Genomic DNA, 20,201 nt, shown 5'->3' on the forward strand with positions numbered 1-20,201 from the left:
AGCAAGTAATCATCTCTCATAAACTTATTTATACACAGCTAAAAGATATTCTCTTCTATTACATTATCTCTCAGATATTCGTGATTCTCATCAATTCTTATATCCATAAGTACACCTTTATTTTATTTTTCATATATGTCACTCTCGTAGTCGTTAAACATCTATTGAATTTTTCCGTCTACTATAGAAATCACTCTCTCCGCTTTCTTAGCTATACTGGTATTGTGGGTTATAACTATCAGCGTTTGATTGAATTCTCTGCTGGACATTTCAAGAAGCTTCATTACTTCTTCAGTAGTTTTCGTATCCAAATTCCCCGTAGGTTCGTCTGCAAGTATTATACTTGGCTTTGCTGCCAACGCTCTTCCTATAGCCACTCTCTGCTGCTGCCCTCCTGAAAGCTGATTTGGAAAATGTTCTTGTCTTTCAGTGAGTCCCAAAAAATTTATCAGTTTATCTATATATTCTTTATCAGGTATTTTTTTATCAAGTCTTATTGGCAGCTCTATATTTTCTCTTGCATCTAATACGGATATTAAATTGTACTGCTGAAATACAAACCCTATATTTGTTCTTCTGTATTTAGCCAGCATATCCTCCGAAAATTTATATATATCATCACCGTTTATTTTAACGGTCCCTTCCGTTGGCCTGTCAAGGCCTCCCAGAAGATGAAGCAGCGTTGATTTCCCGCTTCCGCTGGGTCCTATTATTGCTACAAATTCTCCTTTATCTACGCTCATATTTATATTTTTCAATGCATATACTCTATTTTCATCTTCTCCATAGATTTTATTTAAGTTTACAGTTTTTAATATAGGCATAAATTAAACCCTCCTTTCATGAATTCTCTACTCCACAGCACTTATAGATTCGACTATCGATAATTTTTTTATCTTCCTTGACGGAATATAAATAACTATATATCCTATGAATATATTCATACATACTGATAATATATAATTTCCCCACTGTATCGTAAACTGAGGATTTGTAAGTACAGGCTTTAAATGTTCAAATAATGTGACTTGTCCTATTAGTCCTCCCACAAACGACGTTATCCCCGATATTATCCCATACAGTATTCCCTCAAAGCCTATCATATTTTTAAATTCTCTGTCGGTCATTCCTATGGCTCTCATCATTCCAAATTCCTTTGATCTTGATGTCAGATTATAGCTTATGGTATTTAATATATTTATTACACTTATCAAAAACAAAATTGCAACTATAGCATATCTAAACGCGAATTCTCTATCCGTCGAAACTTGTTCTTCTTTTATCTCTTTATAAAAACTTCTTACAACCGTTCCCGGCGTTCTGCTTGATATTTTAACAATATCATCGTACAGTTTATTCTCATCTTCATTTTTTACCTTGTTTACATCTACTATTTGATAATTTTTAAATCCTGTCATCTCTTTAAATTTATCTTGAGATAATATAAGAGAACCGCATTCATCGGCATAAACATCCATATGCTGTGTGTTATCTTCTATTATTCCGCCTACGGTAAACTCCTTTTCTACATATTCTCCTTTATCTTCCATCTTAAAAAATTCCTCGCTTATTTCTCCATCTTTCCTAAATCTTATCTTTACTTTATCCCCCACTTTTATATTTAATGTTTTCATCCCTTTCATGCTCTCCATTCCCATTTCAATGCCGGGTTTGGGAATAAGTATTAATGCCGTGTCTCCTTTCTTCATCCTGTCAACGTCTATCTCACCTTCAGCAAGATAATCTTTAAGATCCTTCAAGCTGCTATCGTCATATCCAAATACAGTTTGTTTTAATGTATATCTTCCTTCTTTGTTTTTAGTCAGCAATCCTTTTAATACTGTTTTAATATAACCACTTTCATTTCGCCTTTTAAAATATTCGGGTATACCTATTTGATCTTTATCTATGGCCATTCGTGAATAAAGTACTTGAACCGATTTTCCTTCCTTTACTCCCTTTAATTTCTTTATCTCTTTTAGCTGTTCATCTGATATTCCTTCACTTAAATAATGGGGAAAATTAAGAGTTATCTTAAAATCACAGTTCATGCCGCTGTTTCGAAGGAATATCTCATCCTGTTTTTTGTATAAAACATTTTGGAAATTGCTTACTATAAATATAATACTTCCCAAGCTCATGCATATCACCGTGGTATAAAAGCCTTTTTTGTTTCTGAATATGTTTTTCAGCGATACAACTTTAGATATTCCAAACTGTTCAATTAACACTTTGTCATGAAATATGTTCTTATTTTTTATTTCTTCTTTATCTATATTTTTTCTTATTGCTTCTATGGATGATATCTTCTTTATGGTATAGAAAATCTTAAAGGATATGATAAGGATAACAGCAAAAATTACTGCAATAAACAGAAATATAGAACTTTTTGATATTATAATATGTTTTATATGAACCTGACCTTCTGTGAACAGTCCTCCGGACACTGAACTCAAAAGCCTTGCCGTAAGCAGACCTCCTGACGTTCCAATTGGTATACTTATTAAAGATAGCAGGAAAAGCTCAAATAATACCAAATTAAATATCTGACGTGATGTGCCTCCCAATGCTTTTATTATTCCATAGTCCGATATTCTCTGAAGTATTGATATGTTGAATATGCTGTATATAACTATTCCGCCAACCAAAGCTAATATGAGTGCAAGTTTTATAACATCATAGTCTATATATTCACCTTTGCCTATGAGTTCTATAAGCATGGAATTCTTCCCGACTTTGTTTTTAGGTATACTAAGTTCTCCGGATAATCTATCTATATTTTTAAGTATGTTTGATTTTTCATCAAATTTTACATATGCATTAACTTCATTTAGGGACTCTTTGTCTAAAGCCAGATATCCTTCTGCTGCTCCCATAGATTTATTACTTGGTATGTCCTTCAATATTCCTACCACTGTATAAGTTTCTAATTCTTTTTTCTCACACAGCTTTATAGAAAATTTTTGACCGACAGTAGGCTTCATTTGAAGGTTTTTCATAACCCATTCTTCCAAAGCTATTTCCCCTACTTTAGACGGAAATCTTCCCTTTATTATCTTTGAGTCATACATGCTTATATAGTTTTGGTCTACTTTCTCTAAATTCATTGCTAATTTGAAATTCGGATCACTCCCACCGTAATAAGAAGACAAACCTATTTTCTCTACAGCTTTATTTTTTCGTATTATATCTAATTGATTCTTATTTATATCTTTATATGCTGCATGGAGGTCTCCAAGTTCTTTCCTTGTCTGGTTAATGTTTTCCTCCCTGGCACTTTTAGATAAAGTACCTACACCTATTATAAGAGATGCACTGAGGATCATGCTCAGTAATATTGCAACAGATCTGCTTCTGTATTTTTTTATGTAGGAAGGGGCTATTTTTAAATAACTTTTCATGCTCACCAACTCCTTTCTATATCCATGACCATTATAACAAATGAACATTTGATATTAAAATATATCAAATATTTTAATATCAGCTTTATTTATTCAAAAGATTTATCTTGTACTGTAAATTTTCTAAAGAACAGTTCATAGGTGGCGGTGAAAAATAATCCCCAGTTATTATCTTGTTTACAATTTTACATCTCGGGCCATCACAATAATTATATAATTTACATCCATAACAATCAGGATTTCTTATTTTAGAAAATCCTAATAAATAATCTCTTCTCAATTCATTTATCCCGTTATATATATCTCCTATACAAAATTCATCATTTCCAGCGGATAATATACACGGATATATTTTTCCGTCTGGATATATATGAAAACTCGTATCACCTCCCCTACAATAACCCTTCGGAAAATATAAATTCCCATCTATAATACTTATTAACAAATCTTTTCTCCCATTTGCATACTCTTTTATTTTCCGAATCTGATCTTCAAGAATAGCCACATGTTTATCATCCCAATTCGTGTCGAACAAATTCGGAGCGGGAACTATAACCTTAAATTTTCTGTCAATTAAGTATTTTATATCTTCAAACAGACTACACACAGTATCACTGTCAAATGTCATTCTTATTCTTATATTAGGTTTATATTTGATCAGTTTGTATACATTTTTTAAAACTATATCATGACTTCCCTCGCCACTTTTAAACGGCCTCATTTTATCATGAGTCTTTTTTGTCCCATCTATGCTTACTGTCACATCAATCATTTCTTTTACAATAAAATCAATCATTTCATCATTTAACAACGTTCCATTTGTAGTTGTACAGAATAGTAATTTTGTGCTTTTTTTATCGCATTGCTCTCTAAATTTTTTTACAACATACTTTATAGTCCCAAACTCTAAAAATGGTTCTCCTCCATGTATAGGAACAATCAATTCTTTTTTATCTGTTTCTCTATCTTTGAAATAATCTAATGTATATTCAATAGCTCTATCTACAACATCTTTTGACATTGATTTTTCATATTTATTTTTCCCTTCATAGCAATATTTGCAATTTAAATTACATCTCGTTGTAACCCAAAATATGGCTGGCATTATCTCCCACCTATCTCTCCCAGATCCTTTTATACAGTACTGGTTTAATTTTTTTACATTTATCTTCAATAGCTAACTTATTATTTTTTAATTCTTCTAATTGTCCAGGGCAAGTCCAGCAAAATAAATTTACCTTACAATTTATACATTCTTTATAATTTTCATAATTTAACATATATAATAAATTATAATTTTTTATATTATTATTTGTGAATATACTCAATTCTGATATCTTGTTTATATTAAATATATTACCAAGTAAATATTCTGATTTCATAAATTCAGGGCATGGGTATATATCCCCATTATAAGTTATAAATAGTTCTCTTTCCCCAGCACCACAATTACACATCCCAAATGGCTTATCATAATTATCATCCAAAAAATTTGATGGCACATATGTCTCATCCTCTCCGCCATTTAAAAAAGAACTTCTATTATTTAATCCTCTCCCAACAGCTGAAAATACCCTAATGAGCGGTATTGTATTTAACATTTTATTTAATTCATTAAATTTTCCTTCTAAATATTGATTTTTATCTCCTATAACCATAGATAAAGTTATATTTTTAAACCCTTTGTTTTGTAATAATTTTACACTATTTATAACTTTATCAAATATCCCAGTACCTCTTACTACTTTGCAAGTCTTTTCGTCTATACCATCTAAACTAATATCTATTTGATCAGCACATTTAGATAAAATTTCTGAATTAGATTCATTTATAAGAGTACCATTTGTAGAAACCACTATCTTACCTTTATAACTTTTTCTTAAATAAATTAGGAGTTTTGTAAAATCTTTTCTAACCAGTGGCTCTCCACCACTGAGCATTATTCGTGCAGGACCCCACTCTATGAGTTTATTTAACACTTCTTGTACTTTTTTAGTACTTAAATCCTTTTTATCGCTAACAATACTATCAGCATCTATACAACAATGTATACATTTTAAATTACATCTATGAGTTATTTCAAACGATGCCATTTTATTTTCTAATCTCTTTTTGGGATTTCTATCTTCTATGATTTCCATATAACATAATTTCTTATATAAACTATCTATATAATTTCTATCTTCTTCATCATATAAACAACACTTTAATTCATTTAATGAAAAATCATTATTTATTCCTAATTCTAAAATATCATATACTTCTTTCGAAATTCTTATCCATAATCCTGTATATCGATTCCCCAATACTACTTTATTTTCATTTATTATATACCTACTGCTATTACTAAATCTATATCCCATTGTATCTCCCCCAGTTCTATCTATTTCAAAGAATTTATGGATTCTACTATACTCATATTCTTTATCTTCCTCGACGGGAAATAAGTAGATAACAATCCTATAAGTATATTTACACATACCACTAGAATATAAGTCTTCCACTGTAAAATAAATCTCGGGTTTTCAATTGACCATATATAATACTCATAAAGTCTATGCTCTATAGATATCCCTATTATTAGTGAAAATATACTTGAAACCATTCCATATAATATCCCTTCCGTTCTTATCATCTGTCTGAATTCTTTATTTGTAAGCCCTACAGCTCTTATCATTCCGAATTCTCCTGTCCTTGATATCAGACTATAGCTTATGTTATTTATTATATTAAACATACTTATTATAAACAGCACCAACGATATAACATATAAAAATGTCATTTTCGTTTCTCCATATTTATTCATTTCTTTTCTCTGAGTAGTAAAATCCCTTACCGTAACTCCTTTTCCTTGCCTTGCTATACTAATAATTTTCTTTTCAAGTCTTCTATTGTCATAACCTTTCTCCTTATTTACTGTTATTATTCTATAAGGTTTAAATCCGCTTAACTTATCAAACATATTCTCTGACACAATCATATCTGCTCCTAACCCATAAGCTGAATAATAGTCATCAGAAGTGGGAAAATCATCATAAGTAATTATCCCTCCTATTAAAAATTCTTGTTCCACATATTCTCCCTCATCTTCCATAGTCCAAAATCCTTTTACTGGCTCTCCGTCTTTTCTGAAAGAAACTCTTATGGTATCTCCAACATTTGCATCTATTATCTTTCTATTTCCCTTAAAAGGGGTACACAGTATGGCAACAGGTTTTTTCTTCATCTTGGTTAAATCAACATTTCCTTCCAATAATTTCGAGTCGAGATTTTTTAAAGACTCATCATTAAGTCCCCACAAAGTACTTACCATTACCATTTTGGAACTTTTTTCATCTTTCTTTATAAATATCATAGCACCTTCCTCTTTTCTGTTCATGTCCCTTAAAAACTCTATAAAATTCTGGTAAATAATATCTTTGTCTAAAAATATTCTTCCGTATAATGTCTTGTAGGGAACTACTTCTCTCACTCCTTCCAAATTTTTCAGCTTTTTTACCTCATCTTTGCTAAGTCCGGCATTCATATCAAGATTGCCATTTGTAACTAATTTATAATCATCATACATTTTCCCTATTTTTAATTTTTCATTTATTTGCTGTTGTTGTATATTTCCATAATAACTTGAAACCATAAAAAGAATGCTTCCCATTGTCATAGATAATACGGTTATTAAAGCGCCTTTTTTATCCCTTTCTATGTTTTTAAATGAAAGTATTTTATTAAATGGTATAAATTTAGACAGTACATTCACAGAGAAAATTGATTTTGTGCTTTTCTTATTACTTTTAAAATTTTTAGATATGGCTTCCACTGGTGATATCTTTAATACTCTTGATGATATCCACGCAGATATAATAATTATCAAAATCAATACAAGTACTACTGCCAATAATATTATCTCTTTTGGTATAATTATTTTAAGATTACTTATTTCAAATTCGGTAAACAACTTTCCAAATATAGAACTGAGTCCCTTGGCACTTAAAATTCCTACCAGTATACCAATTGGTATACTTGCTGAAGATATTATCAACAATTCTGACAGTATAAGCTTAAATACCTGAGCCTTACTTCCTCCGATTGCCCTTATTATTCCATAATCTTTTATTCTCTGATACATTGATATATTAAAAATGCTGTATATTACAATAGCAGATACAAAAGATACAAGTACAGAAAAAAATAACATATTTCTATCTATCTTTCCCGTCTGATTTAATACATCTATAAGCATTTTATTTTTATATATATGATCTTTATCTAAACCTATTTTCTTTGAAAGATTATTTATAGAATTCATTATATTTACATTTTCATTAAATTCTACATAAGCTTTTAATCCATTTGTATTCGTTTCTTCAGAAGATCTACCTACTATGCCTTCAGTTACTCCTGCGGTTTTGTTTCGGACTATATCTTCAATTATCCCAACAAGTTTGTACTGTCTCCGTTCGTTTCTGTTTTCCAGTTTCACATCTATAGTTTGATTCAAATCTGGTTTAATTCCCAAATTACTTATAACCCATGTTTCCAAAGCTATTTCATTTTCATTTTTAGGAAGCCTGCCCTTTATAATTTTGGAATTATTTATAGGAAGATAATTTTCATCAACACAATTCAAACTAATAAATAGAATGTCATTATAATTAAATCCATCATAAAATGATTTAACAGCTATATTCTTTATACCTTCTGTGTTTCTTATTTCTTCTAACTGTTTTTTGTTTATTTCTGAATATACTACATGAAAATTTCCATTATCATATTTAAGATATTCAACTTCCAAAACTTTTGCACTCTGGGATAAAATCCCCACACCTACTATCAAAAGCATACTTAATATGATGCTTAATGATATCGCAAAGGTTCTTGTGGAAAATTTCTTTATATACTTTAAAGATAATTTCATACTCTCAACCATGTTTATTATTCACTCTCTTTCTTGAATACAAAATACTCTGAAAAAGTTTTATTGAATTTATCATTTTTTTATAAATAATCAACCATTTCTTTAATTTTAAAGAAATGGTTGATTATACTTAGTTAATTTTAAAGATCAGGAGATTTATAGTAACTAGGATGTGGTGGAGACAAACAATCAAAGAAACAACTGCTATCATTATCACCATATGACTTCGGTTTATGAAGAACTTGACAATCATATTGCGCCAATACCTCAACAAAATCTTTGTCCTCTATCTTTTTAATTTTCAACATATGATTTTTCCCCCCTCATTTATTTTATTTATTTAAAATTCTACAATTTAAATATAGAAATTTAAATATTGCTAATCTTTTAATTTACAGAACCCCAAATTCTTTTAAATAATACTGGTTTTACCTTTTTACACTTATTTTCTATCGCTTTACCATTATCTCTTACACTGTCAAGTTGCGCCAAACATGTCCAGCAAAACAAATTAACTTTACAACCTTTGCATATTTTATAATTATTGGGATCTATTTCTTTTAATAGTTTATAAACTTCCTTATTCCAATTAGATAATTTATCCAACTTTAAAATATTTCCCATCAAATATTTCGGTCTAAGAAATGAGGGACAAGGATATATATCACCATTATGCGCTATAAATATTTCTCTATTTCCACCCCCACAAGAAAGCATCACCATCGGATTATTATAATTATCACTTATAAATTTATTTGGTACATGTATTTCATTTTTCTCATAACTTGAAAAATATGATCTATTTTTTTCTCCTCTTCCAATCGGTGCAAATCCTCTAATGCAAGGTTTTGTCCCCAACAATCTATTCAATTCATTAAAATCATCTTCTAAATATTCATTTTTATCACCCGTTGTCATAGATAAAGTTATTCTTTTAAATCCTCTGCTTTGTAATAATTTCACACTATTTATAACCTTATCAAATACTCCATGTCCTCTCACTATAGAACACGTTTCTTCGTTTATTCCATCAACACTAATGGATATTTCATCAGAACATTCTACTAAATTATCTACATTATCACTGTTTATAAGAGTCCCATTTGTAGAAACAATTATAGTTCCATGATAATTATTTCTTAAATACTTTAGTAAATATTTAAAATCCTTTCTAATCATTGGTTCTCCACCACTTAAAAGTATTCTTTTAGGATTCCATTCTATTATTTTATATAATACACACTTGGTTTCCTCGGTAGATAAATCTTGATTATCACTAACAAGGTCATCAGCATCTATACAACAATGAATACATTTTAAGTTACATCTATGAGTCATTTCAAATACAGCTAATTTATTTGGCAAAACTTGCTTATTATTTTCATCTTCAATAATACCTATATTGCATAACTTGAGATATATTTGAGATATATAATTTTTGTCTTCTTCATCATACAAACTCATTTTTAGTTCACTTATTGAAAGATTATTATCTATTCCCAAATTTAAGATATCATATACCTCTTTTGAAATTCTCATCCACTGTCCGGTTTGCCTATTTCCTAAGACCACTTTGTTTTGATTTATTATTCTTCCACTATGTTCGCTAAATTTGTAAGTCATATTATTCCTCCCCATTAAACTCTCCTTGTTTTTTAATTCAACTATACCTTATTCCCTCGTATACTCAAATATTGCTTTGATCAATTTAGTAAATATTCTTGTTTTTCATTCTTAAATAACCGAATATACTCAGTATTACCGCAGAAATTTATAGTTTTTGTTATATTCATTAAACGTTTTCCTTTTAATCTTTATCGAACAATATATCCTTATTCTCCTTTTTAGTATGATTACCAAAAAGGAGAATATATTTTAGGGGTACTTGCAATATGAGCTTTCCATTCTTCTTAAATCTTTAACTTCCAGGTTGCTTATTTCTTACTTTTATATTATATAAAGTATATTTGATAATATTAATGTATTTAATTTACAATATAATTAAATCATATATTTCATATTTTGTCAAGTATATATATAATGTTTTTTATAATTTAACAATGCATTAAAAATTGACATATTTTATTTTTATGTTTATAATGAAATTGAAAATGATTTTGATATTAACTTTATAAAAGGAGAGTTTTCAATGCCAAAACAAAATAATCGTTTTGAATTAACTGAGAGAGAATTAGATATCTTGAATATTTTATGGTCTGCTGAAAAACCGTTGCTGGCCTCCGATATCCCCCAAATAGATAATTCCATAAGTATAAATACGGCTCAGGCTGTTTTAAGAAATCTGCTGAAAAAAAAGCTTATTGAGGTTTCCGATATTGTTCACAGCGGAACTGTTCTTTCCCGCAGATATAAACCGACTATAAGTTCACACGATTTTTTTCTTAAACAATTTGTCAAACAGTTTCAAAATTTAAATAAAGATATTCCCACGCCCACTATTGTTGCTACCTTATTGGAACACGAAAAAAACGAGGAAGCTGTTATAGAAGAGCTTGAAAAAATGCTTGAAGAAAGAAAAAAACGTCTGAAAGGAGGGAATTAAAACGTCCTTCTCTTTTACTGCTTTTTTAACTATTCTTTTTTTTAGTAGTATATCGATTGTTTTAATGTACTTCTTTTTACGAAATAATAATTCAATCAAAAAACTTGGAATTGGTGCATTATTTTTCTGCATCTTTGTTATTGTTATCAGGCTGCTGATTCCTTTTGAATTTTCCTTTTCGAATAATTTAATTTTCAAACGTCTTCTTCCAAAAATTGTTTTTCCCTTTAGAACACCAATATTAAAACTAAACGGTCATAATATTTGTCCTCTGCATATTATGGTTTTAATTTGGTTAACGGGATCAATCATCCAATTGAGTAAAGCAATAATCATTTATAAAAATTTTACAAAAGTGATAAATAAATTTCCTGTGGTAAGAAATCCAGAGATTCAAGGTGCTTTGCGGAAAGTACTTCAAAACTACAGTAAGCCGATGAGTTTTAAAATTATACAAGCTAATCTTGTCTCTACTCCCATGGTACTGGGTATACGGAAACCATGGATCGTTATTCCTCAAATAGAACTTTCGGAAAATGAATGGTACTACATTTTTAGTCACGAGGTAGCCCACTACTACCATGACGATTTATTGATTAAAATAATTGTTGAATTTTTATGTATTATATATTGGTGGAATCCTTTTATATATATGTTAAGGAGGCAAGTATCCAAAATACTCGAAATGCATACGGATCTCACTGCCACAAAATCAATGTGTGAATCGAAACGAATTGAATATCTGGAATGTCTGCTAAAAATAGCAAAATATCATACTGGTAAATATGTGAATAAAATGGCACTAAACTTTGACAGCGAAAACGTTTCTACTCTTTCTCAGCGATTTTACATAGTTTTGGAAAATTCCACACAAAAAGAAAAATTCAAATTGAAGAATGTCTTTTTTATGGTTATGCCGGTATTACTGTTGGTTGTTTTATCTTTTTGTTTTGTATTTGAACCTTATTCTATATCTCCGAAAGATGCTTCCGATACAGTTGAGCTTACAAAGGAAAATTCATATTTAGTTAAAAATCAAGACAACACTTATGATCTTTATGTCAATAATAAATTCTTTGGTACTGTCAATGATGTTAAAAATTTGCCTGCAGACTTACCCATATATAAAAATATAAAAGAGGTGCAAAAGGATGAAAGAAATTAGAAGGAAAATATCTGTGTGTGTTATTTCAATTTATATTGGATCAATACTTTTATCCAAAGACGTCTCTGCTTCGGGACCATATTTAGCAGAAACAAAACCACTACCTGTTAATGCTGTTCAGATTACGGAAAACGTACAATCTGACCACTTAATAACTCCATTTTCCGATGTCATTGGGTGGAGATATAAAACAGTAAACGGAAAGGTATACAGGCGCCAATATAATTATTCAAAAGAAAAATGGATTGGTGAATGGGAACCTTGCTAAAATAAAATCCACGAATGTTATATAATATTCGTGGATTTTATTTTAGCAATTATAAAAGTAATTCTTTTCCTCGCTATAAAAAAATAAACTTCTGTGCATCAAATACAAAAATTGTGCAGAATTTAAATAGATGGTATAATAAATATTAGTTGTAGAAAAATATTTTTCAAAGGAGGATTTTTTAAATGCCTGATTCTAAAAAAGCTATTCTTATGAATAAGAAAGACAATGTGGCAATGGCACTATTTCCCATCGAAAAAAATAACAGTATATCGGTATTTTACAATAATGAAAAAGCTGCTGAATTATGTGCTTTAGAGGATATAGAATTGTATCACAAAATTGCAATAAAGCCTATCCAAAAAGGAGATTTGGTTTTCAAATATGGGGAAATAATAGGAAAAGCTACTGATAACATAAAGGTCGGACAGCATGTCCATATTAATAATATAGAAAGCGTGATGACGAAAAATGAAAATTAATGCATATAAAAGACCGGATGGAAAATATGGAATAAGAAACAAAATTTTAATTCTGCCGACAGTGGGATGTGCAAACGAAACGGTAAGATTAATAGCAGAACAGGTAAAGGATGCTGTTTCTATAGTTAATCCCAAGGGTTGCGGTCAAATCGGAAAAGGTATTGAGATTATGAGAAGGACATTAATCGGACTCTCTTTAAATCCAAATATATACGGAACCATACTTGTAGGATTAGGCTGTGAAACAACAAAGCCTTATGATCTGTTTGAGGAAATAAAGAAAAAAAGCAGCAAGCCTATAGAAGTCCTGACAATACAGGATGAAGGCGGTACATTGAATACTATCCAAAAGGGAGTAAAATTAGCGAGAAAAATGGCTGAAGAAATGTCAATGGTAAAAAGGGAAGAAACGGATCTCTCCAATATCATTTTAGCGACTAATTGCGGCGGTTCCGATGCCACTTCCGGGCTTTCCGCCAATCCATCTCTGGGATACTGCAGCGATATTTTAATAAAAGAAGGAGGTACCGTATTTTTAGGGGAAACTACCGAACTTATCGGTACAGAGCATATATTGGCGAAAAGAGCAAAAAATGAAAAAGTGAAAAATGATATATTAAAGATAGTTAAAGATTTGGAGAAGGAATTTATAAGACTTGGAATCGATGTTAGAGGGGCAAATCCCACTCCGGGAAATATTAAGGGCGGATTGAGTACTCTGGAAGAAAAAGCTTTGGGCGGAATCAGCAAGGGCGGAACGAGCAGTGTTAACGAAGTGGTACGATACGGAGAAGCGCCTGAAGAAAAAGGGCTTATAATAATGGATACACCGGGATATGATATTGAATCCGTTACCGGCATGGTATCTGGAGGGGCCCAAATCTGTATATTTACAACGGGAAGAGGTACGCCAATCGGTAATCCCATTATTCCCGTAATCAAGATAACAGGCAATAAACAAACATATGAAAAAATGATTGATAATATGGATCTTGACATTTCTGACGTGGTATATGGCAGACAAAGCATTAAGGAATGCGGAGAAATGATTTTAAAAGAATTGATAGACGTATGTAACGGCAAATACACAAAAGCAGAATCCTACGGGTTCGCGGATTTATGCATATACAGGAATCAAGAAATTTGGTGTACTTTATAAGCTAATTTAAAAATCATATTTCTATTTTGAAATACTGTCTAAGGGGGATAGTTCTTTTAAAAAGAATTATCCCTAATATTATATATGCACTTGAACATATTAATATAATAAAGTATACTATTTACTAAAAACATTTAAAGATAAGGGTGAATTCTTAATGAAAGTTCAGGAAATATTTCATCTTAACCAAAACTTCAGTAATTTTGAAGTTATTTCCGGAAATGAATATTTAAATAACAGTATTAAAAATATTAAAATAATAAATGTTCCTCATGAAAACATTCAATTCAACAAAGGAGATTTTGTTATTATTTCTCTTGATATTATAATCAAGGAAAAAATAAATTTTGTCAGTACTTTCAATACGCTAAAAGAACAAAATATTGCGCTATTAGGGCTTATATATAACAGCAATATAAATGATAAGATTATTAAACACTTTCAGCAGATGATTAAACTTTATGAGGCAAACTTCCCTATTATTAAAATACCGGCAGATACTACTTATGCGGATATAATTTCGCCTTTTAAATTTATCAAAAATGTAAACTGTTTCTTAGTTGAGCAATTTAAAAATAATCTAATTCATTTAAAAAACAGCAGCTATTTCTCTGCAAATAATATTCTGAATATGCTTACACATTATTTAAACGGGCTTGTGCTGTTATTATCGTCTCATGGGGAAATAGTCGATTTTGCTGATACCGGCTTCTTAATTGAGGGGAAAAAAATTGCTACAGATACTATAATTTCTCTGATTAAAAATAACAAGTCAAATACCTTATCTACCCTTAACCCAATTGTATATAATAGTAATAGCGAGGCATATACAATATATCCGTTGGAAACCTATGACAGAAAATTAGGATACCTTTGTATTGTAGAAAAATCTAAGGAAATTGATAGAGACAATTATAATATTAAAATTTCCAATGAAGCTATACCTTTTATGATTATATCTCTGATAACCTATCATGAAAAAGAATTGGCTTACAACAAATCCAAAGATGAGTTCATAAGAGGGTTGTTGTATGGATTATATTCCGATAAGAATACCATTGAGAAGGAAGCAAAGTTTTTCAATATAGAATACAATTTAAAAAGATTTGTATGGATAATAAATATAAGACCACTGAAAAGAAGCCATTCTGATCCATTGACATCTGAAAAGATACCAGGAAATATTATTAATGAAGCTCTAAATTTTGTCAAAACTAATTTCTATGAAGATTATGCCATAACAAATAATTCATCTATTATATTTATCAGATTGAAGCATGATATTCCAAATGAAAAACTGCTTCAAAAATACAATGACCTTTTAAACACTTTGGAATTTCAAATACCCGAATACAAATTTTCTATCGGCGTAAGCAGAGCTTATGATACATTGGAGGAACTGAATTTAGCTTATGAAGATGCAATATTTAGTTTAAAAATAGGAGCCAAAATATTTAAAAACAGGAAAACCATTTATGCTTATGATGATTTGATAATATATCATTTCTTATATAAATATCCAAGTGACCCTATACTTGAAAGGCTATATAACAATGGAATAGGAAAAATATATTCCTATGACATAGAAAATAATACTCAATTGTTCCAAACTATTCAAGTTCTTATTAAGCATAATTTCAATTTTTCTGAAGCAGCAGATAAATTATTTATCCACAGAAATACATTGTACCAAAGGCTTAAAAAGATTGAAAAGATCATAGGATTAGATATCGACAGTTCCGAAACACGGCTTGTACTTCAATTAGGTTTAAAAATACACGATATATTCTCTTTAAATTTAAAATAAAAAATGGCAAAGATGACATGGCATACAAAACGTCCCCTTGCCACCCTAAAATAAAGATACCAGAACAATTTGACTCTGGTATCTTTATTTTTTAAAACAACGGACCGACCTGGTCCCAAGGACTCAGTATTATAGGGGCTTTTTCATATTGTTTAAGTATTTCGTTACTTATATGTTTCTTGTTTATGATAACTTTAAACACATATTCATCAAACCATCTGTCGCTCATTATATAAAAACCTTTCTTTCCTTCAGCTTCGCCCCAGCTATTTTGTATCTTCCATCTGTTTGGCTTCCCGTCAACAAGATTTACCCCTGTAAATGTCATAACATGAGTTAAGCTTGTTCCTCTATACATAAGTCTGTCCTTTTTTGTCATGTTGAACTTAGTATTTAAAACTGTTTCATAGTTATATAGATTTGTATCAAGTATTCCCAATCCTCTATGGGACATCTTACCCACATCACATCCAAATACAACTTGCTCTCCGTCTTTAATTTGTGCAATGGTAAGCTGCCTTAGAACCTCAATGTCAAGATTTAAATACTTAATCGGCTCATTATCAACTACATTTCCAAGATATTTTAATGAATAAGTATTTCCAAAAGGTTTGTCATCTGTCGGAAAGTTAATAATACTTATATAATCAATTGGTTTAACTTTAGAATATTTATGGTAAAATTCCAGTGGAGTTATATCCTTATCCCTATGGAATACTCCGTCCAAATCCCGGTATTCAAAATCAAATTTGTCAGGAGGTTCCCCAAGAAAATGGCATATAATATTATACATATCCATAAGAATATATTCTTTATGATCTTCGATTTCCTTTAATGGTTTCCCGCTTCTATGCATATCTCTGAGTTCTTTTGCCCCTTGTCTCAACTTTTCATTAACTATTTCGTTGATAATCTTTGAATCCGTGCAGCTTTGTGTTTCCGGCATTGCATATAACGGAGCTACTCCGTATTTCTCTATAAGCTTGGCAAACATATCCCATTGTCCGCAGTCACTTTGAGGTTCTTTTAATAATCCGGCCACTTCATGGTCAGACAATTCTCTGTCAATTGTTTCTATAATATTTTCTAAAAACAAATTGGATTTTTCAAATTTATCCCAGAAATATATATAGTTTTGGGACAGCTGAAAATCCACTTCTTTCATCTTCAAACTATGAGAAATACTATACCTTACTGTATTCAAAGCTGCAAACATCCAACATCTTGCAGTCTTTTTCTGGGCTGTAACTCTGCCTACTTCTATTTCATCTGAAAAGTCAAAATGCATATTTTTTATAGAATCATGATTTAGACTAACTTCTACAAGTCCGTTTCTCATAACCGCATCCGAATAAACCTTATTATTTTTATCGGACCTATAATACTCCGAACACTTGTCGATGATATCAGCAGTAATAGGTTTTTTTCCCATATATATCTCCTCCTCAGTTAATTTATGCTAATTCTTCTAAAAGCTTTGCCATAACGATTCGCGGCAGCAAAACCGGTTTCCCCGTTATTGCCTTAACCTTCTCCTTCATCTCTAAAGAATAACCCATGCAATCTAACACTATCAGAGGTAAGTTTTCTTTTTTTAGCTCTAATGTTTCTTTTTCTATCTCCTCATAAAAATTTTTATAGGGAGAAACCGCCCTTACAGAAACTTCATTTCCGCTTTCCCGCCAGTATTTAATTGATTGTTTAATTTGAGAACTGTCCGGGACAATAACCCCTATTCTATCGCTAACCACATTTTTTACTATCGAATGCAGCAGGGAAAAGGGTTCTATAAAAAGCCCTTTATGTTCAAACTCGGGAAATTTTCCTGTACATAACAAAAATATAGTGTTAATACCTTCTCCTTCAATCTTGTGTATACATTTCTGAATAAGATCCGGAACCAGCTCCTCTTTCATCCTTATCTCCCTGCCGTCTCTCATCCGGCTGACTAAAACATTATCCCCTCTACCGGGTTTCAGCATTTTCTCTGATTCTTCATAGGTATATGGATCTAAAATGCCATATTCCACGATTTCAATATTACCACTCATATATTTTGATATTTCCGGTACCAAATCAATTCTGGGTGACTGTCCTATAGTTATAGTTGCTACTCTTTTCATATCCACATCTCCTATAAGCAATTTTTCCATTGACTATAGTCATGAAAGTTCTGGTTTTAGCTTTAAATGGATCCCCGTCAAATACAGCAATATCCGCATCCTTTCCAACCTCTATACTTCCCACTCTATTATCTACGCCCAGTGCATTTGCGGGGTTTATAGTTATTGATTTAAGAGCATTTTCAAAACTCATTCCGTCTTTAATCGCTACAGCCGCACAAACTGGTAAAAAATCTAAAGGAATATCCGGATGATTTGTGATAAGGCAAGTATTAAAACCCCTTTCGGAAAAAACAGCCGGAGATTTAGAATTCCTATTTTTCATCTCAAAATTCGATTTATCTGTTAAATAAGGTCCCAACATTAAAGGGATATTTTTATCTATCTGGGATTCAATTAAATATCCTTCCGTACAATAAGTCAGTATCAAATCCAAATCAAATTCCTTTTTCAGTCTCAGGGCAGTCTGTATATCTTGAGCTTTGTGAGCACAGATTTCTACCTTTTCCTCCTTCGTAAATATGGATTTGACACTTTCGTACTTTTCACAAAGATGGTTCCCATCTACACCTTTATCTTTAGTTTCTTCATAATATTTTTTAGCCCGGATTAAGAAATTTCTTATCATATACGTTATAGCCATTCTTGATCTCGGCATTTCTGTTCTAACGTCATCAAGTCTTTTTACAAAATCCCCAATTGAAATATTTAAAGCGGAAGAAGACTTCACTATTCTTTCCTTTAATATATTCCCATAGGTTTTTATCACACAAGATTTGCCCCCTATAACATTGGATTCTCCCGGAGCAACGGAAACCGTAGTAATACCGGACCTGACTGCCGCTTCAAAAGCGGAATCTCTGATATTTATTCCGTCTTCCGCCAGCAATTGAGGATTTAAAGTATCACTCTTTTCATTCATATCGTTTCCCACAGCCCCAACACCGCTTTCAGTTATACCAGCATGGCAGTGACCGTCAATAAATCCCGGTACAACAATATGATTTCTTAAGTCCACAATTTCCGCACCTTCTTCATGTATAGAGCTATTTATATTAACAATTTTACCTTTATCTATCAATATATCACCATATATAACTTTATCATCTGCCATTGTGAAAATTTTCCCATTTTTAAGCAGTAACATCTTTAATCCCCCAATCAATCAAAATCTTTATATACAATGTCCCCATTAATAATTGTCAAAACTACCTTTGTCATAGTTTCCAAGGGTTCTCCGTTAAATACTGCCAAATCCGCATCTTTTCCCTCTTCAATACTTCCAACCCTATTGTCTATCCTCAATGCTTTTGCAGGATTAATCGTAAGGGCCTTTAATCCGTCTATCATATCAAGGCCGTATCTTGACAACAGTCCTGCATATAAAGGCAAAAATTTGCAATTCATAAAGGGATGATCCGATATAAGTGATATCAAAATTCCTTTATCGTTAAAAATTGCCGGTGCTTCCGCACAAGCATCTTTAGTTTCTACTTTAGTAGCAAAGGAAAACAATGGTCCTAACATAACCGGAATATTTTTCTCCTTTATATAATCTGCGGCCATATACCCTTCCGTACAGTGATCCAATGTATAGTCAAGCCCGAATTCTTCCGCGATTCTTATAGCCGTCATTATGTCATCCAATCTATGAGCATGTATTTTCAAAGGTATTTCTCCACTGAAAACAGGTATAAAAGCTTCTAATTCTTCATCATATTCATGGTATGAACCATTTTTTTCTTCTTCATAATACTTCTCTGCCCTATTCAGCATTTCTCTTATAAGAAATGCCGTAGACATTCTACTGCTCGGAGATTTTTTTTGAGCCGAATAGACATTTTTCGGATTTTCCCCGAAAGCAATTTTCATAGCGGCAGGGCTCTTTACAGTCATCTCTTCAACACTGCTGCCGTATGTTTTGATAATAGCAGCTTGTCCTCCTATAACATTTCCGCTTCCGGGACATATCATAACTGTTGTTATTCCGGAAGAATAAGCATCTCTAAAAGCTTCATCATGAGGATTCAATCCGTCTATAGCTCTCAGTGCCGGAGTCAAAGGCTTTACACATTCGTTGGCATCATTTCCTTTATCATTTAATGTCCACATGCCTATATGGCTGTGCCCGTCTATAAAACCGGGACATACTGTATTCCCCTTTACATCAATAACATTAGTATCTAAATTGTTCACAATTATATTTTTTTTAACCTTTTTTATCTTGCCGTCTTCTATAAGAATATCGCTTAAAAAAAACTGCCCCTCTAAAGAATCGAAAACATTACAGTTTTTTAATAAGAGCATCTTTAACACCTCTT

At 31.2% G+C, this 20,201-nt stretch carries 16 protein-coding genes; 6 read left to right on the forward strand and 10 right to left on the reverse strand.

The window, feature by feature from the left end; all coding sequences use genetic code 11:
- Nucleotides 1-161 precede the first annotated feature (161 nt).
- From PP176A_RS07460 to PP176A_RS07485, 6 genes are all read right to left on the reverse strand, one after another.
- Nucleotides 162-824, reverse strand: coding sequence for an ABC transporter ATP-binding protein (locus PP176A_RS07460; RefSeq protein WP_071139842.1), 663 nt, complete (start codon nucleotides 822-824; stop codon nucleotides 162-164).
- 27 nt (nucleotides 825-851) lie between these two features.
- The gene (locus tag PP176A_RS07465; protein WP_071139843.1) at nucleotides 852-3,401 is read right to left on the reverse strand and encodes an ABC transporter permease; all 2,550 of its coding nucleotides are present in this window, start codon (nucleotides 3,399-3,401) and stop codon (nucleotides 852-854) included.
- Between the two features lie 85 nt (nucleotides 3,402-3,486).
- Nucleotides 3,487-4,506, reverse strand: coding sequence for a radical SAM/SPASM domain-containing protein (locus PP176A_RS07470; RefSeq protein WP_071139844.1), 1,020 nt, complete (start codon nucleotides 4,504-4,506; stop codon nucleotides 3,487-3,489).
- A gap of 10 nt (nucleotides 4,507-4,516) precedes the next feature.
- Nucleotides 4,517-5,764: a radical SAM/SPASM domain-containing protein gene (locus PP176A_RS07475; protein ID WP_071139845.1), complete on the reverse strand. Its 1,248-nt coding sequence runs from the start codon at nucleotides 5,762-5,764 to the stop codon at nucleotides 4,517-4,519.
- 20 nt (nucleotides 5,765-5,784) lie between these two features.
- Entirely contained in the window at nucleotides 5,785-8,325 is a 2,541-nt protein-coding gene (locus PP176A_RS07480; protein WP_071139846.1) for an ABC transporter permease, read from the reverse strand.
- 375 nt (nucleotides 8,326-8,700) lie between these two features.
- Entirely contained in the window at nucleotides 8,701-9,936 is a 1,236-nt protein-coding gene (locus tag PP176A_RS07485; RefSeq protein WP_071139847.1) for a radical SAM/SPASM domain-containing protein, read from the reverse strand.
- 526 nt (nucleotides 9,937-10,462) lie between these two features.
- Between PP176A_RS07485 and PP176A_RS07490 the strand changes: the two genes are divergently transcribed.
- The 6 genes from PP176A_RS07490 (at nucleotide 10,463) to PP176A_RS07515 (ending at nucleotide 15,757) form a co-directional block, all read left to right on the forward strand.
- Complete coding sequence (locus tag PP176A_RS07490; RefSeq protein ID WP_071139848.1) at nucleotides 10,463-10,876, forward strand: BlaI/MecI/CopY family transcriptional regulator; 414 nt, start codon at nucleotides 10,463-10,465, stop codon at nucleotides 10,874-10,876.
- A gap of 280 nt (nucleotides 10,877-11,156) precedes the next feature.
- Nucleotides 11,157-12,041 (forward strand): M56 family metallopeptidase, encoded by an 885-nt coding sequence (locus tag PP176A_RS07495; protein ID WP_255401647.1) that lies wholly within the window; start codon nucleotides 11,157-11,159, stop codon nucleotides 12,039-12,041.
- On the forward strand, nucleotides 12,028-12,309 hold the full coding sequence (locus tag PP176A_RS07500) for a hypothetical protein (RefSeq protein WP_071139850.1): 282 nt from the start codon (nucleotides 12,028-12,030) through the stop codon (nucleotides 12,307-12,309). Before PP176A_RS07495 ends, PP176A_RS07500 begins: the two co-directional genes overlap by 14 nt.
- Nucleotides 12,310-12,494: 185 nt before the next feature.
- On the forward strand, nucleotides 12,495-12,791 hold the full coding sequence (locus PP176A_RS07505) for a UxaA family hydrolase (RefSeq protein ID WP_071139851.1): 297 nt from the start codon (nucleotides 12,495-12,497) through the stop codon (nucleotides 12,789-12,791).
- A complete protein-coding gene (locus PP176A_RS07510) occupies nucleotides 12,781-13,950 on the forward strand; it encodes a UxaA family hydrolase (RefSeq protein WP_071139852.1) in 1,170 nt (389 codons plus the stop codon). Before PP176A_RS07505 ends, PP176A_RS07510 begins: the two co-directional genes overlap by 11 nt.
- Before the next feature lie 157 nt (nucleotides 13,951-14,107).
- Nucleotides 14,108-15,757, forward strand: a complete 1,650-nt coding sequence (locus PP176A_RS07515) for a helix-turn-helix domain-containing protein (RefSeq protein ID WP_071139853.1) — start codon at nucleotides 14,108-14,110, stop codon at nucleotides 15,755-15,757.
- Nucleotides 15,758-15,848: 91 nt separating this feature from the next.
- On the opposite strand, the gene PP176A_RS07520 is transcribed toward PP176A_RS07515, so the two are convergent.
- Genes PP176A_RS07520 through PP176A_RS07535 form a run of 4 tightly spaced genes read right to left on the reverse strand, consistent with a single transcriptional unit; the run spans nucleotide 15,849 to nucleotide 20,187 of the window.
- Nucleotides 15,849-17,189 carry an aminopeptidase C gene (locus PP176A_RS07520; protein ID WP_071139854.1) on the reverse strand — a complete coding sequence of 447 codons (1,341 nt, stop codon included), beginning with the start codon at nucleotides 17,187-17,189 and terminating at the stop codon, nucleotides 15,849-15,851.
- Nucleotides 17,190-17,211: 22 nt separating this feature from the next.
- Nucleotides 17,212-17,880: an AroM family protein gene (locus tag PP176A_RS07525; RefSeq protein ID WP_071139855.1), complete on the reverse strand. Its 669-nt coding sequence runs from the start codon at nucleotides 17,878-17,880 to the stop codon at nucleotides 17,212-17,214.
- Entirely contained in the window at nucleotides 17,834-19,027 is a 1,194-nt protein-coding gene (locus PP176A_RS07530) for an amidohydrolase family protein (RefSeq protein WP_071139856.1), read from the reverse strand. The genes PP176A_RS07525 and PP176A_RS07530 overlap by 47 nt, the downstream gene beginning before the upstream one ends.
- A 14-nt stretch (nucleotides 19,028-19,041) precedes the next feature.
- Nucleotides 19,042-20,187 carry an amidohydrolase gene (locus PP176A_RS07535; RefSeq protein WP_071139857.1) on the reverse strand — a complete coding sequence of 382 codons (1,146 nt, stop codon included), beginning with the start codon at nucleotides 20,185-20,187 and terminating at the stop codon, nucleotides 19,042-19,044.
- Nucleotides 20,188-20,201 lie beyond the last annotated feature (14 nt).

This window comes from Sporanaerobacter sp. PP17-6a, assembly GCF_900095615.1.
GTDB classification, from domain to species: Bacteria; Bacillota; Clostridia; order Tissierellales; family Acidilutibacteraceae; genus Acidilutibacter; species Acidilutibacter cellobiosedens.